Consider the following 14,172-nt stretch of genomic DNA (forward strand, 5'->3'; position numbering starts at 1 on the left):
GCGTCCATGCGGAACAAGGTAACCACTTGTTCCCAGAACCTAAAGTGACAAATCGTTCAAGTAAGGACTGAGAACGGGCGGCCGATTTTGAGCAGCGCCACAGCCGGGAGCATTCCACGGCCGCGACACAGCTTTGCACTCACCTGACGAGCGCCGCATGCCGGCCGTGAATCAGGCCTTAGCAGAGCGTTCAAGCGCTCTGCGCGAGGGCCGGCGCTCACGCCGAAGCAGCATCGGCAACCGCTGTCAACACGGCCCTAGCAGGCCCGGGTCAGGCCGCGCGGACCGTCTTTAGGAAGCGGCTGACCTCGTCTTCCAACCGTCGGCTTTCGCTCGACAGCGACTGAGCCGAGGAAAGAAGATGTTCGGAGGACGTACCAGTTTCAACGGCGCCACGTTTGACGTCCAGAATACTGGCGGACACACGCCCGGTGCCTTCAGCCGTCTGCTGCACGTTGCGGGAAATCTCCTGCGTCGCCGCTCCCTGCTGCTCGACCGAAGCGGCGATCGTCGACGAAATCTCCGAGAGCTTTTCGATGGTCCCGCTGATCTCGCTGATCGCACCAACCGACTCCTGGGTCGCCGACTGAATCCGGCTGATCTGCTGGCCGATCTCTCCGGTGGCCTTCGCGGTCTGCTCGGCGAGCGCCTTGACCTCGGCAGCGACCACCGAGAAGCCACGGCCCGCTTCGCCGGCACGCGCAGCCTCAATCGTCGCGTTCAACGCCAGCAGGTTCGTCTGCCCGGCGATCGTGTTGATCAGTTCAACGACGTCGCCGATGCGGGTCGCGGCCTTTGACAGTTCGCTGACGCGGTCGGTCGTATTGCGCGCCTGCCCCACCGCTTCGTTGGCGATCCGTGCAGATTCTTGAACCTGCCTGCTGATCTCCCTGACGGAGGACGACAGCTCTTCCGTGGCGGACGCGACTGATTGAACGTTGGTGGATGCCTCCTCGGACGCCGTGGCGACGGTAGAAGCCAGATGCTGCGAACTTTCAGCCGTTGCCGCCAGTTGACGTGCCGATCCCTCGAGGTCCGCCGAAGCGGACGACACCGTCCCAACGATTTTGCCGATTGCGCTTTCGAAATCCGCAGCGAGCTGGTGAATCACTGCCCGCTTTTCTTCTTCCGCCCGCACCAGATCATCGATATCGACAAGCGATCCGCAGGCGCGGCGCGGCTTGCGATTTTCATCGAGCACGACGCCGCCGGTGGCTCGAAACCAGCGATAGCTTCCGTCCTTGACCTTCAAGCGATACTTGACGTCGTAGCCGATGCCCGACTGGCAGGTGGCTCCGAAAGCGGCGAATGTCCCAGCCACGTCGTCGGGATGGAGGCGGTCAGACCAGGATTGAACGACATTGGGAAATTCGGCTTCCGTCGTGTAGCCGCACAGGCGCCGAAACTCGGAAGACCACGTCCAACGCGCCTTAGCATGCATCGCGTCGCCCTCGTGCAGGATTGCATCCCACAATCCGATCCCGCAATGAAGCGACAGCGTGTCGAGCCATTCCGCCTTGTGCTGCAATTCCTGTTTGGCAGCCCGCCCCCTGAACATTCCGCTCCCCCGCTTCTTTCCTTGAATTAGGGGAGTAACATCGCACCAGAGAATTAAAAGAGCGTGTCTCGCGCTCGTCGAGGACCGACGCGATCCCCATCGCGGCCACGGAACCCGCCGATGCTGCAACACACGCTTGGCGCGAAGCTCGGGAGATCGATCGCGTTACCGGATCCCATCCCGGATCATATACCCCGCGCCGCGGATGGTGTGCAGCAGCGGCCGGTCGAAGCCCTTGTCGATCTTGGCGCGCAGGCGCGAGATGTGGACGTCGATGACGTTGGTCTGCGGATCGAAGTGATAGTCCCAGACGTTCTCCAGCAGCATGGTGCGGGTCACGACCTGGCCGGCATGCTTCATCAGATACTCGAGCAGGCGGAATTCGCGCGGCTGCAGCGTCAGTTCTTCGCCGCCGCGGGTGACGCGGTGTGACAGCCGGTCGAGTTCGAGATCGCCGACGCGGTAGCTGGTTTCTTCTGCCGGCCCGCCGTGTCGGCGCGACAGCACCTCGACGCGGGCGAGCAGCTCGGCGAAGGCATAGGGCTTCGGCAGATAGTCGTCGCCGCCGGCCCGCAGGCCCTTGATGCGGTCGTCGACCTGTCCGAGCGCCGACAGGATCAGCGCCGGGGTGCGGTTGCCCTTGTCACGCAAGGTACCGATCACCGACAGACCGTCGCGCTTGGGCAGCATCCGGTCGATCACCAGCACGTCGTAGTCGCCACTGTCGGCGAGCGCCAAGCCCTCTTCGCCATCGCTGGCGAGATCGGCGACATGACCGACTTCGCGAAACGCCTTGACCAGATAATCGGCCGATTCGCGGTCATCCTCGATGATCAGGAGGCGCATATTGGATTCGGATTCGCTCGACGGCTTGATGGTTTCGGGCACCATGACGAGACTTCAGCCTCCATGCAAGGCGGCAGGATGCGCCCACCGGGAACGAGAGCGGGCGATGGAGCTGGGGGGACTCCATCGCCCGCCTAGTCCTTCCGACGGAGGGGGGCTGACTCCGGGCGGAAGGTAGAGGGTGGGGACGAGTTGTTCACCCGTCCCCTGGAAAGGCCGTCGGCGGGGGCGACGTTGCCGGCGACACTCTCCAACTCTGCTACGACGGCGCCGATCAGCCCTTGGCCGAGATCGGCAGCGCCACGAAGCGCGACGAGCCGCTGGAGCGAACGCGGATCAGCACGCTGTTCTTGTTGTCGGCCTTGGCGGCGTTGATCGCTTCACGCACGTCGCCGGGGCTGGCGATGGTTTTGCCGGCGACCTCGAGGATCACGTCGCCTTCCTTGAAGCCACGGTCTGCCGCGGCACTCTTCGGATCGACGTCCGTCACCACCACACCGTCCTTGCCGGCACCGGCGACCGAACTGGCCGGCGCCACCGTCAGGCCGAGCCGCGGTTCCTCGATGCCCCGCCCCGAGCTGCGGCCGCTGTCGTCATCGTTGCTGGCCTTGGCCTCGATCTGGTTCGGGAGCTGGCCAAGCGTCAGGCTGAGCTCCTTGTCGGAGCCCTTGTGGACGACCGTCAGCTTCACCGTGTTGCCCGGCGCGAAGCCGCCGATAGTCCGCGCCAATTCGCGCGCATCCTTCACCGCGGTGCCGTTGACGGCGGTGATGACGTCGCCGGATTCGATGCCGGCCTTGGCGGCGGGGCCGTCCTTCTGCGGCTCGGCAACCAGCGCACCTTCGGCCTTCTTCAAGCCGAGGCTGTCGGCGATCTCCGGCGTCACCGGCTGGATCTGGACGCCGATCCAGCCACGGCTGACCGAGCCCTTCTCCTTGAGCTGCTGCACGACCTGCTTCACCGTCGACGCCGGGATCGAGAAGGCGATGCCGACGCTGCCGCCGGACGGGGAATAGATCGCGGTGTTGACCCCCATCACCTCGCCGTTGGTGTCGAACGCCGGGCCACCGGAGTTGCCCTTGTTCACCGGCGCGTCGATCTGGATGAAATCGTCGTACGGACCGTTGCCGATGTCGCGGCCCGAGGCCGAGACGATGCCGGCCGTCACGGTACCGCCGAGGCCGAACGGATTGCCGACTGCGAGCACCCAGTCGCCGATCCGCGGCTTGCTGTCGGACAGCTTCGCGAACGGAAAGTCGGTGCGTCCTTCGACCTTGATCAGCGCCAGATCGGTCCGCTGATCGGTGCCGATCACCTTGGCCTTGTAGGTCTTGCCATCGTCGGTGGTGACTTCGACCTTGTCGGCGCCGTCCACCACGTGATTGTTGGTCACCGCATAGCCATCGGCGGTGATGAAGAAGCCCGAGCCCTGCCCGGTCATCATGCCGCCGCCGCGATGGCCGCGCATGCCCGGGGGAAGCTCACCGCCAAAACGGCGGAAGAAGCGCTCCATCGGCGAACCGGGGGGGAACGGCGAATCTTCGCTGCGATCGTCGTTCTTCGCCACCTTCTCGGCGATGTTCACCTTCACCGAGATAACCGAGGGCTTCACCTTCTCGACGATGTCGGCAAAGCCGACCGGCTGCTGAGCCTGGTTGATCTTGTTACCAACCTGGGCATGGGCCGGCGTGCTGAACAGATCGACCGAGGCTGGAGTTTGCGACAGGCCGAACGCACCGGCGCCGAGACCGGCCACCACCGAAGCCATCAGCGCGAACTTGCGGGCCGACAACACGGAACGGCGGGCTGCCGGACGGGTCGGCTGCGAGGGTGCGTCGGAACGGCGGTCAGTCATTCGAAGAATCTCCAGAACCATGAATTTTGCGGTGCGGGGTTCAGCACCTATGGGTCTGAAGATGGGGGCTCGCGCCTTACCGCGCGCTGGCGGCGGAATTAAAATTTTGTAACACGGAGGTATCCGGCCGCGACGCATGGTCGCGATCCGGCCGTGAAGTGCTCACGGTTTTGTCAACACTCGTACATTTGTGTCGGAAACGCGATCCCCGGCGATCCGGTCACTACTCCCCAGGTTTCAGACAACTAACTGATATGTCTTCCAGTTTTGGATGGCCTGCTTCTTGCCAAGGCGGTGACCAAGGACGCTGCGGCGTCGGTCGATATCCAGCTAACAGGAGAGCGCCTTGGCCAACATTACCTTCTCTTCGCCCGTGATGGCGAAGGACGTTACCGTCTATGCCGTCGCCGGCGATCGCGGCACCATTCTGGCCGTTGCCAAGGCGCACAAGATCCCGATCCCGTTCGACTGCCAGGACGGCGAGTGCGGCTCCTGCCTGGTGCAGGTCGAGCACTTCAATCCGAAAGCCAAGTCGGCGGTCGCGCTGACCGAGAAGGAAAAGGAAGTCCTGCGTCAGCTCGGCAAGATCACCAAGGACGAGATCGCGAACGCTGAAGTCAACGACATCCCGCCGCGCTACCGTCTGGCCTGCCAGACCTTCGTGCGTAACGAGGACATCCTAGTCAGGTTCGAGGGCGACAAGACCCAGCCGCAGAAGATGGCGGTGACGCCGGCGGCGGCGCGCTACAAAGGCGGCCTGGAGATCAACACGCTGCAGGACTTCTTCAGCTACGCCGCGAAGGTCGAGGAAGACGCCGCTACGCACTACGACGATCTTGCCAAGGCGATGGCCGCAGCGGGCAACGAGCCGGTCGCCAAGCTGTTCGCGCAGCTAGCCGATTTTTCGCGGCTGCACCTCGCCGAGGTGAAAGCACGCGCCGGATCGATCGATATCAGCAAGAACGTGCCGCCGGACTACGCGTGGCCGGATCACGCGACGCCGGAGCGCGCCGCGGTCTGGGCCTCCGACGTCACCCTCACCCGGCTCGGCGCGCTGAAGGCGGCGCTGCAGGGCGAGCGGCGCGGCTACGAATTCTATCGCGCAGTCGAGGCCACGACCAAGTCGACCGAGGTCGCCGCGGCGGCGAAGGAATTCGTCGGCGAGGAAGCCGAGCATGTCCGCATTCTCGAAGCCTGGATCACCCAGGAAGAATGGGCGCTGAAGCACGCGAAGAACTCGGAATCCCGGACTGCCGAAAACGCCTGAAGACGTCACCCAACGAAGACGGCCGCCGTCGCTCCGGCGGCGGCCGAACAACGAAGGATCATCTCACATGGAAACGGTCGAAGAGTTTCTGGCGCACTCCATCCGCCTCGAACAGGAAGCGGCGCTGCGGTTCGGGCAGCTCGCCGACGCGATGGACAGCTGCGGCAACAAGGAAGTCTCCAAGCTGTTCCGGCAACTCGCGGACTACTCACGGATGCATCAGGCCGACGCCCAGGCCCGCGCCGGCTTCCGCGACATCCCGCAGATGGAAGCGGGCGACTTCAAGTGGCCCGGCGTCGAGAGCCCTGAGGCGGCCGCAATCTGGGGCACCGATCCGTTCATCGGCCGCGACCTCGCACTGCAGATCGCGCTCGAAGCCGAAACCGGCGCGTACGACTGGTACAAGAACGTGCTGGACACCACGGACGATCCGGAGATCAAGGCGCTGGCCAAAGAGTTCGTCGCGGAGGAGAGTGGCCACGTCGCCGAGCTGCACCGCTGGATTGCCCTGCACAAGGCTGGCAAGCCTCTGCCGGAAGAAATCGTGCCGTTCTGATACCTGGCGCTACAATCCCTCGCCAGACCTGTCGTTGCGATTTTCGCCGCGGGCGTCCTGCCGCCTGCGACACGGGTGCGACAAATCTAGGAACCGACTTGGACGCCGAGGGTTGACGGGCTGTCTTCACGGGGGAACCCGATGCACAGCCCGCCGTCCCGCTCATGAACATCTTCGACCCGAAAGGGCCAGTGGCGTACGGAAATTCGACCATCCTCGTCGACTCGGTCGTCATCATGCTGGCGATCGTGCTGCCGACGATCGTCGCCATTCTGGCATTCGCTTTCTGGTTTCGGCACACCAACAAGCACGCGACCCACCGGCCTGACTTCGCCTATTCGGGAAAGATCGAACTCGTCGTCTGGTCGATTCCGCTGTTGACCATCATGCTGCTCGGCGGCGTCACCTGGATCGGGGCACATAAGCTTGATCCCGCAGTGCCCGTCGAAAGCACCGGCAACCCGATCCGGATCCAGGTCGTGTCACTGGATTGGAAGTGGCTGTTCATCTATCCGGACCAGCGCATCGCCACCATCAATTCCATCACGGTGCCGGTCGGCGCGTCGCTCAAATTCGAGTTGACGTCCGCCAGCGTGATGAACGCGTTCTTCATCCCGCAGCTCGGCAGCATGATCTACACCATGAACGGCATGGTGACGCGGCTCAACCTGCGCGCCGACAGCGAAGGCACGCTGCAAGGATTGTCGTCGCATTTCAGCGGTGACGGCTTCCCCGACATGATGTTCGACGTCCACGTCGTCTCGCCGCTGGCATTTCCCGAATGGGTCGCAGCGACTGCGAAGATCGATCGCGTGCTCGATGCCGACAGCTACAAGATGCTGTTCGAGCGAACGATCGAAAGTGGCAGGCCGACCTATTGGCTCGGCGATCCGCTGCTGTTCGACGCGATCAGTACTCAGAAGATCCCGCCTCAGCCAGGCCCGCTGCCGTCCAAGGAGGCTTCGCCTCCCTATTTGCAAGCCAACTTCGGAGCCAACGCGATATGCTCGGCAAGCTCGACTGGTCGGCCATACCAATTGATCAACCTATCCCGCTGATCGCCGCCGCGATCGTGCTGGTCTTGATCCTTGGTGTTTTGGCCTGGGCCGGAATCAAGGGCTACTTCCCTTACCTCTGGGACGAATGGATCACCAGCGTCGATCACAAGCGGATCGGCGTGATGTACGTGCTGCTCGCCATGGTGATGCTGCTGCGCGGCGGCACCGACGCGATCATGATGCGGACGCAGCAGGCGGTGGCATTTCAGTCCCAGGGCTTTCTGCCGCCGGAGCACTACAACCAGATCTTCTCCGCGCACGGCACCATCATGATCTTCTTCGTCGGCATGCCTTTCATCATCGGACTGATGAATTTCGTGGTGCCGCTGCAACTCGGCGTCCGCGACGTGGCATTTCCCACGCTCAACTCGGTCGGCTTCTGGTTGACCGCGAGCGGTGCCCTGCTGGTGAACGTCTCGCTGGTGATCGGCGAATTCGCACGGACCGGCTGGCTGCCATTCCCGCCCCTGTCCGAGCTGAGCTACTCGCCCGGCGTCGGCGTCGACTATTACGCATGGGCGATCCAGATCTCCGGCGTGGGAACTCTGGTGGCCGGCATCAATCTCGTCACGACCGTGCTCAAGCTCCGCACCAAGGGCATGACCTATCTGCGCATGCCGATGTTCTGCTGGACCACGCTGGCCTCCTGCCTGCTGATCGTCGCGGCATTTCCGATCCTCACCGCGACGCTCGCGATGCTGCTGCTCGATCGCTACCTCGGCTTCCATTTTTTCACGAATGAAGCCGGCGGCAACATGATGATGTTCATGAACCTGATCTGGGCGTGGGGCCATCCCGAGGTTTACATTCTCGTGCTGCCGGCATTCGGCGTGTTTTCCGAGGTCGTGTCGACGTTCTCGAGCAAGCCGCTGTTCGGCTACCGGTCGATGGTGCTGGCAACCATGGCCATCTGCCTGATCGCCTTCACGGTGTGGCTGCATCATTTCTTCACTATGGGCGCCGGCGCCACCGTCAACGCGGTGTTCGGCATCGCCAGCATGATCATCGCAGTCCCGACCGGGGTGAAGATCTACAACTGGCTGTTCACGATGTATGGCGGCCGGGTGCGGCTGGAGACGCCGATGCTGTGGGCGGTCGGCTTCATGGTCACCTTCATTCTCGGAGGGCTCACCGGCGTGCTGCTGGCGGTGCCGCCGGCCGACTTCATGCTGCACAACAGCTTGTTCCTGGTCGCGCACTTCCACAACGTCATCATCGGCGGCGTACTGTTTGGCGCCTTCGCCGGCTACACCTACTGGTTCCCCAAGGCGTTCGGCTTCCGCCTGCACGAAGGGCTCGGCAAGGCGGCGTTCTGGTTCACGCTCTTCGGCTTCTACGTCACCTTCGTGCCGCTCTACATCGCCGGCCTGATGGGCATGACACGGCGGATGCAGCACTACGATGTCGCGGAATGGCGGCCCTGGATGATCGTCGCCAGCCTCGGCACCGCGATCATTGCGGTCGGCGTCGTCCTGCAGCTGGTCCAGTTCATCGTCAGTATCCGGCGTCGCGAGCAGCTGCGTGACCGGACCGGCGATCCGTGGGATGGACGTTCGCTGGAATGGGCAACGGCGTCGCCCCCACCGGTTTACAATTTCGCGGTCTATCCCGATGTCGCTGGCGAGGACGCGTACTGGACCGCGAAGTCGACGGCGCGCGAGCACGGCGAGGAACAACCGAAGCAGAACTATCGCGACATCGAGCTGCCGCGCAACTCGCCCACCGGCTTCATCTGCGCCTTCTTCGCGACCGTCACTGGCTTCGCTATGATCTGGCACATCTGGTGGATGGTTTGTCTCGGCCTCCTGGGTGCGTTCGCCACCTTCGTCGTGTTCGCATGGCGCGACCGCGAGGACTACGTCGTTCCGGCCGAAGAGGTGGAGCGGATCGAGGCCGCGAATATCGCCGAGCGCCGCCGTGCACTGCGGCCTGCGGGGAGCCCGGCATGACCGACGCCGCGCTCTCCCACGGCCACGCTGACCCGCATCATTTGCGCGGGCTGCAAGCCGCGTCCGAACAGGCGGGTCCGGCGCCAAAGCGGATCGTCACCGGCTACGGCTTCTGGATCTTCCTGCTGTCCGACATCATCATGTTCGCCTGCTTCTTCGCCGCCTATGCGGTGCTGTCGAGCGCGACGGCAGGCGGACCGACGGGCACCCAGCTGTTCGATTGGCGCAATGTCGCGATCGAAACCGTCCTGCTGCTGTTCTCCAGCTTCGCCTGCGGGCTGGCAAGCATCGCCGCGGCCATCCGCAGCCAGCGCTGGTTTCAGCTGGCCATGCTGGCGACGGCTATTCTCGGCGGATGCTTCCTCGTCCTGGAATTCCGCGAATTCGCCGACATGATCGCGCGCGATGCGGGCCCCACGCGCAGCGCGTTTCTCTCGGCGTTCTTTACGCTGGTCGGCTGCCACGGGCTGCACGTCTCAGTCGGCCTGCTCTGCCTGCTGACGATGATGGCCCAGGTTTATGCCAAGGGCTTTCGTGCCGACATCCAACGTCGGCTGCTGTGCTTTTCGCTGTTCTGGCATGCGCTGGACATCATCTGGGTGGCCATCTTCTCGATGGTCTATCTTCTCGGGAGCCACGCATGAGCGAACAACAGCTCCAGGACGTCCATCACACCTCCGACGTCGCGCCAGGCGACGAGAATGAAGTTCGCATTGCGCCGCGGTTGTGGGGCTATGTGGTCGGCCTCGGTCTATCGCTGCTGTTGACGGCGACGTCGTTCTTCATCGCCGGCACCGATCTGGTGTGGCAACCGAGCATTCCCGTCGCGATCGGCGTGCTGGCGATCGCTCAGATGGGAGTGCAGCTGGTGTTCTTTCTCCACATCACCACGGGGCCGGACAACACCAACAATGTGCTCGCCCTCGCCTTCGGCACGCTGATCGTCGTGCTGGTCGTCGGCGGATCGATCTGGATCATGGGACATCTAAATCACAACATGATGCCGACCGAGCACCTGTTGCGGATGATGAGATGATGGCGATGGATGCTCTAGCTTTGGGCCGGACCAACGCTGTCGGCCATGCGCGCACCTCGGCTGCCGATCGGCCGCGGGTGCCCGGTGGTCGTATCGCGCTCCGTCTGATGTTCGATCTCTGCGTCGAGCTCGGCGCCGAGCAGGATGACGATCGCAGACATCCACAGCCAGGTCATGAAGCCGATCACGGCGCCGAGCGAGCCGTAGGTCTCGTTGAACTTACCGAAGTTGGCCGCGTAGAACGAGAACAGGCCGGACGCGAGTAGCCAGAGCAGCGCCGCCGCGCCGCTTCCCCAACTAATCCAGCGCCACCGCGGCGCTTCGCGGCTCGGTCCGTAGCGATAGACCACCGCGAGGGCGAGCGCGAGGATCAGCAACATCAACGGCCATCGGCCGATCCGCAGCAGCACATCGCCGAAGCCAGAAAGGCCGACCCATTGCAACACCACCGGAACGATGACGATCGAGGTGATCGCCGCGACGGCCAGCACGATACCACCCAGCGTGAAACCGAGCGAGATCGCGTTCAGTCTGAGAAAGCTCCGCTTCTCTTCTTCGCGATAGACGATGTTGAGCGTATCGAACAGCGACTTCACCGCCGCGTTGGCGCTCCACAGCGAGACAACCAGCCCGATCAGGAAGGTGAAGCCGAGGGTCTCGGCGCCTTTCGAGGCCACACGCGTCAGCTGATCGCGCGCGACATCGATCGCCCCGCTCGGCAAGAATCCGCTGAACTGGTCGAGATGTTTGGTGATGCTCGACGCATCGGAAAACAGGCCGTAGATCGCCACAAGCGCTGCCAGCGCCGGAAACAGCGCGAGCAGACTGTAATAGGTCACGCCGGCCGCGAGCGACATGATGCGGTGAGCCGAGATGTTCTGAAACACCCGCAGCAGAATGTCCTTCCAGCCACGCAAAGGGATCTCTGACGGGGTCGAGGCCGACCGGCCGCGATCGCCGGTCTCCGGAGCCGCGCTGCTGTTGTCGTCCGCGGCCGAGGCGAACTGATCATTGCTCGCAGGCTGTCCGCTTCGCTCCCCATGGCCATCACGGTGGTGCCCGTGCGTCGTCAGCGGGGGACGCGGAAGCAGCCGGTCGGCAACCGCCGAAAACGCGATCAGCAGCGCCACCCGCCCCAAACTCATGCCCTGCAGCCGCGAGTCCCGCCTGGTAATTTGAGTTTCGGACATTGACCTTGGATCCGTGAAGCCTGGAAGAGCTGCAACGGCTCATGCGGCTGGATCGTTCCTTGCAGGTCCGGGACGGAAGGCTTCCCTCAATCCCGCGGCGACCGCGATGCAGACAAATGCTCCGCCAAAAAGTCGCCAAGCACTTCGATCCGCACCGGTCGCACGCGCGCGCTGGGCGTGACGAAGTACAACCCGCCGCCGGGCAGACGCCACTCTGGCAGCAGGATTTCGAGGCGCCGGTCCGCCACATAGGGATCGGCGACGAACGACGGCAGCTCGGCGATGCCGAGCCCGTCGAGCAAGGCTGGTACCAGGGCGTCAATGTTGTTCACCGCCAACGGGCCGACCGGGGTGACCGAAGCCACCTGCCCGTCCGCGTGGGTGAAGTGCCAGGTCCCGGTGCGCGCCCGGTAGGTGTAGCCGAGGCAGTGATGAGCGTTCAATTCAGAGGGCGATTGTGGCCGGCCGTTGCGCTTGACGTAACCCGGCGAGGCGACGAGATAGCGGTTGACCGGCCGCAAGCGACGGGCGATCAGCGATGAGTCCGGCAGCGCGGCGATCCGCAGTGCCGCGTCATAGCCGTCGCCGATCAGGTCGGTGGTGGCGTCGCTGAGATGCAAGTTCAGCGTGATCTCGGGATAGCGCCGGATGAATTGCGGAAGGATCGGGCTGAGTTCGCGCAGGCCGAACGACATCGGCACCGCGAGATTTACCGTCCCGCGCGGCCGACTGGAGAGCTCGCGGGCCGCGCTTTCCGCCTGCTCGGCCTCCGCCAGCACAAGTGCTGCTCGTTCGGCCAAACGGCGACCGAAGTCCGTCAGCGTCATCTTGCGGGAGCTGCGATTGAAGACCTGCGCGCCGAGCCGAAGCTCGAGCCGCGCGATCGCGCGTGACACCGTCGCGACCGAGAGATTGAGCGACCGCGCCGCGCCGGCGAATGACCGCTCTTCCGCCACCTTGGCCAGCAGCGCCAAGCCCTCGAAATCGGGAAGCTTCGAGATCGACATCGACATTCCTGCAACGATACTTTTCAATCGTTGCCATACCGGAATGATCGGCTCCGCACCATCCTGTCTCTTGTCAACAACAGGAGAGAGCCATGGCTCAGAAACTCAACGGAAAGGTCGCTGTCGTGACCGGCGGCACGAGCGGCATCGGACTGGCGACGGCGAAACGCTTCGCGACTGAGGGCGCCCGGGTGTTCGTCACCGGCCGCCGCAAGGCGGAGCTGGATGCAGCGGTTGCCGCGATCGGCAAGAGCGCGACGGGCGTGCAGGCCGATGCGTCGAAGCTCAGCGATCTCGATCTGCTGTTCAAGACGGTGAAGGCAAAAGCCGGCGGCATCGACGTGCTATTCGCGAATGCCGGCGGCGGCTCGATGCTGCCGCTCGGCCAGATCACCGAGCAGCAATACACCGACACGTTCGATCGCAACGTCAAAGGCGTTCTATTCACCGTGCAGAAAGCGTTGCCGCTACTGCGCGACGGCGCCTCGGTCATTCTGACCGGATCAACGGCCGGCACCGAAGGGACTGCGGCCTTCAGCGTCTACGCGGCTTCCAAGGCTGCCGTGCGCTCGTTCGCGCGCAACTGGATCCTCGACCTCAAGGACCGCCGCATTCGCGTCAATACGCTCAGCCCCGGTGCCACCAAGACCCCGGGTCTGGTCGAGCTCGCCGGCCCGGACGCGGCCCAACAACAAGGCCTGCTGGACTATTTGGCGTCCCGAGTCCCGATGGGCCGCGTCGGCGATCCGGACGAGATCGCCAAGGCCGCGGTGTTTCTCGCCTCAGACGACGCCAGCTTCGTGAGCGGCATCGAATTGTTCGTCGACGGCGGACAGGCTCAGGTCTGAAAGCCGGCCGATTCAGCTCACGGACGGGCGCCGCGACGGCTGCCGTTCGTGAGCTCCCCTGAGGCCCCTCCTTCAATCAGAAAGACATCTATCATGACCGAGAATGAACGCATCATCCGCCATCTCTACGACGTCGCCGAAGTCCAGGACGCTCAGGCCTTCACTGCGCTGTTCACCGCGGACGGCTATTTCTGGGACGTCTCCGCCGGCGCGCGCTACTACGGTGAGGATATCGGCAAAACCGTCGAAATTTACGCCATCGCCTTCCCGGACATGCACCGCGCGCTCGAGCGCGTCTACGTCAGTGGCGACACCGTGATCGTCGAGTTGTCGCTCAACGGCACCCACAAGGGTCCCCTCGCCCTGCCCGCCGGCACGATCCCGGCGACCGGCAACGAGATACACGCGCCGTGTTGCGACGTCTTTCAGCTCGAGGACGGCAAGGTAAAGTCCTTCCACTGCTACACGGCCGGGACCATCATGCTGGGACAGCTCGGCGTGCTGGCCAATCTCCAGGCTGCGATCGGCGGCTGAGCGATCGGCTTTCGTCACCAACGACGGCGAGGTGCGACGACCGCAGCCGCCGCTTCGATTCAAGGAGAGAAACATGTCGACCGAACCAGACTACGATCATCTGCTGCGATCCAATCTTCAACGCGTGTTCAACGAACGCGATCCTGCGGCGCGCGCAACCGCTCTCGACGAACTCTACGTCGCCGAGCCGACGATGTTCGAACCCGACGCCGTGGTGCATGGTCGCGCCGAAATCTCGCGCATTGCGGGACAGTTGCTCGAGCGGTTCGGGCCGGACTTTGCTTTCACGCCTATCGGTTCGGCGGTCGGCCACCACGGCCTTGCACATCTCGCCTGGCAGGCCGGTCCGAACAACGGACCCGTGGCGGTGACCGGAGCCGACGTTGCAGAGATCCAAGACGGCCGGATTGCACGGTTGTGGGTGCTGTTAAATCCGCCCACTTAGGCTGCGCGACGCGCGCTGCAGAG

General features: G+C 63.8%; 14 protein-coding genes. 9 read left to right on the forward strand and 5 right to left on the reverse strand.

Going from position 1 to position 14,172, the window contains the following annotated elements; translation table 11 throughout:
- Positions 1-271: 271 nt before the first annotated feature.
- From ACFFJ6_RS12095 to ACFFJ6_RS12105, 3 genes are all read right to left on the reverse strand, one after another.
- Positions 272-1,558 (reverse strand): methyl-accepting chemotaxis protein, encoded by a 1,287-nt coding sequence (locus tag ACFFJ6_RS12095; RefSeq protein WP_378387955.1) that lies wholly within the window; start codon positions 1,556-1,558, stop codon positions 272-274.
- Positions 1,559-1,723: 165 nt separating this feature from the next.
- Complete coding sequence (locus ACFFJ6_RS12100; protein ID WP_082363811.1) at positions 1,724-2,404, reverse strand: response regulator transcription factor; 681 nt, start codon at positions 2,402-2,404, stop codon at positions 1,724-1,726.
- Positions 2,405-2,678: 274 nt separating this feature from the next.
- Positions 2,679-4,259, reverse strand: coding sequence for a Do family serine endopeptidase (locus ACFFJ6_RS12105; RefSeq protein WP_378387957.1), 1,581 nt, complete (start codon positions 4,257-4,259; stop codon positions 2,679-2,681).
- Positions 4,260-4,605: 346 nt separating this feature from the next.
- Between ACFFJ6_RS12105 and ACFFJ6_RS12110 the strand changes: the two genes are divergently transcribed.
- The 6 genes from ACFFJ6_RS12110 to cyoD all read left to right on the forward strand — a co-directional run bounded on the left by ACFFJ6_RS12110 (position 4,606) and on the right by cyoD (position 10,125).
- Positions 4,606-5,526: a 2Fe-2S iron-sulfur cluster-binding protein gene (locus ACFFJ6_RS12110; RefSeq protein ID WP_378387959.1), complete on the forward strand. Its 921-nt coding sequence runs from the start codon at positions 4,606-4,608 to the stop codon at positions 5,524-5,526.
- A 67-nt stretch (positions 5,527-5,593) separates the two neighbouring features.
- Positions 5,594-6,082 (forward strand): ferritin-like domain-containing protein, encoded by a 489-nt coding sequence (locus tag ACFFJ6_RS12115; RefSeq protein WP_378387961.1) that lies wholly within the window; start codon positions 5,594-5,596, stop codon positions 6,080-6,082.
- Positions 6,083-6,273: 191 nt separating this feature from the next.
- A complete protein-coding gene (locus ACFFJ6_RS12120; protein ID WP_378387963.1) occupies positions 6,274-7,140 on the forward strand; it encodes a cytochrome ubiquinol oxidase subunit II family protein in 867 nt (288 codons plus the stop codon).
- Positions 7,086-9,089, forward strand: coding sequence for a cytochrome o ubiquinol oxidase subunit I (gene cyoB, locus ACFFJ6_RS12125; RefSeq protein ID WP_378387965.1), 2,004 nt, complete (start codon positions 7,086-7,088; stop codon positions 9,087-9,089). The genes ACFFJ6_RS12120 and cyoB overlap by 55 nt, the downstream gene beginning before the upstream one ends.
- Entirely contained in the window at positions 9,086-9,733 is a 648-nt protein-coding gene (locus ACFFJ6_RS12130) for a cytochrome (ubi)quinol oxidase subunit III (protein ID WP_378387967.1), read from the forward strand. The genes cyoB and ACFFJ6_RS12130 overlap by 4 nt, the downstream gene beginning before the upstream one ends.
- Positions 9,730-10,125: a cytochrome o ubiquinol oxidase subunit IV gene (gene cyoD, locus ACFFJ6_RS12135; RefSeq protein WP_378387969.1), complete on the forward strand. Its 396-nt coding sequence runs from the start codon at positions 9,730-9,732 to the stop codon at positions 10,123-10,125. Before ACFFJ6_RS12130 ends, cyoD begins: the two co-directional genes overlap by 4 nt.
- 14 nt (positions 10,126-10,139) lie before the next feature.
- On the opposite strand, the gene ACFFJ6_RS12140 is transcribed toward cyoD, so the two are convergent.
- Complete coding sequence (locus ACFFJ6_RS12140; protein WP_378387971.1) at positions 10,140-11,315, reverse strand: YihY/virulence factor BrkB family protein; 1,176 nt, start codon at positions 11,313-11,315, stop codon at positions 10,140-10,142.
- Positions 11,316-11,401: 86 nt separating this feature from the next.
- Positions 11,402-12,322, reverse strand: coding sequence for a LysR family transcriptional regulator (locus ACFFJ6_RS12145; protein ID WP_378387973.1), 921 nt, complete (start codon positions 12,320-12,322; stop codon positions 11,402-11,404).
- A gap of 92 nt (positions 12,323-12,414) precedes the next feature.
- Between ACFFJ6_RS12145 and ACFFJ6_RS12150 the strand changes: the two genes are divergently transcribed.
- The 3 genes from ACFFJ6_RS12150 to ACFFJ6_RS12160 all read left to right on the forward strand — a co-directional run bounded on the left by ACFFJ6_RS12150 (position 12,415) and on the right by ACFFJ6_RS12160 (position 14,149).
- Complete coding sequence (locus ACFFJ6_RS12150) at positions 12,415-13,170, forward strand: SDR family NAD(P)-dependent oxidoreductase (RefSeq protein WP_378387975.1); 756 nt, start codon at positions 12,415-12,417, stop codon at positions 13,168-13,170.
- A 93-nt stretch (positions 13,171-13,263) separates the two neighbouring features.
- Positions 13,264-13,704, forward strand: coding sequence for a nuclear transport factor 2 family protein (locus ACFFJ6_RS12155; protein WP_378387977.1), 441 nt, complete (start codon positions 13,264-13,266; stop codon positions 13,702-13,704).
- Positions 13,705-13,777: 73 nt separating this feature from the next.
- Positions 13,778-14,149 (forward strand): nuclear transport factor 2 family protein, encoded by a 372-nt coding sequence (locus ACFFJ6_RS12160; protein WP_378387979.1) that lies wholly within the window; start codon positions 13,778-13,780, stop codon positions 14,147-14,149.
- Positions 14,150-14,172 lie beyond the last annotated feature (23 nt).

Source organism: Rhodopseudomonas telluris, assembly GCF_042432815.1.
GTDB lineage: Bacteria > Pseudomonadota > Alphaproteobacteria > Rhizobiales > Xanthobacteraceae > Rhodopseudomonas > Rhodopseudomonas telluris.

Coding starts and splice junctions, on each gene's coding strand:
- ACFFJ6_RS12095 (WP_378387955.1), bottom strand. CDS start 1,558: ATGTTCAGGGGGCGGGCTGCCAAACAGGAATTGCAGCACAAGGCGGAA.
- ACFFJ6_RS12100 (WP_082363811.1), bottom strand. CDS start 2,404: ATGCGCCTCCTGATCATCGAGGATGACCGCGAATCGGCCGATTATCTG.
- ACFFJ6_RS12105 (WP_378387957.1), bottom strand. CDS start 4,259: ATGACTGACCGCCGTTCCGACGCACCCTCGCAGCCGACCCGTCCGGCA.
- ACFFJ6_RS12115 (WP_378387961.1), top strand. CDS start 5,594: ATGGAAACGGTCGAAGAGTTTCTGGCGCACTCCATCCGCCTCGAACAG.
- cyoB (WP_378387965.1), top strand. CDS start 7,086: ATGCTCGGCAAGCTCGACTGGTCGGCCATACCAATTGATCAACCTATC.
- ACFFJ6_RS12130 (WP_378387967.1), top strand. CDS start 9,086: ATGACCGACGCCGCGCTCTCCCACGGCCACGCTGACCCGCATCATTTG.
- cyoD (WP_378387969.1), top strand. CDS start 9,730: ATGAGCGAACAACAGCTCCAGGACGTCCATCACACCTCCGACGTCGCG.
- ACFFJ6_RS12140 (WP_378387971.1), bottom strand. CDS start 11,315: ATGTCCGAAACTCAAATTACCAGGCGGGACTCGCGGCTGCAGGGCATG.
- ACFFJ6_RS12145 (WP_378387973.1), bottom strand. CDS start 12,322: ATGTCGATCTCGAAGCTTCCCGATTTCGAGGGCTTGGCGCTGCTGGCC.
- ACFFJ6_RS12150 (WP_378387975.1), top strand. CDS start 12,415: ATGGCTCAGAAACTCAACGGAAAGGTCGCTGTCGTGACCGGCGGCACG.
- ACFFJ6_RS12155 (WP_378387977.1), top strand. CDS start 13,264: ATGACCGAGAATGAACGCATCATCCGCCATCTCTACGACGTCGCCGAA.
- ACFFJ6_RS12160 (WP_378387979.1), top strand. CDS start 13,778: ATGTCGACCGAACCAGACTACGATCATCTGCTGCGATCCAATCTTCAA.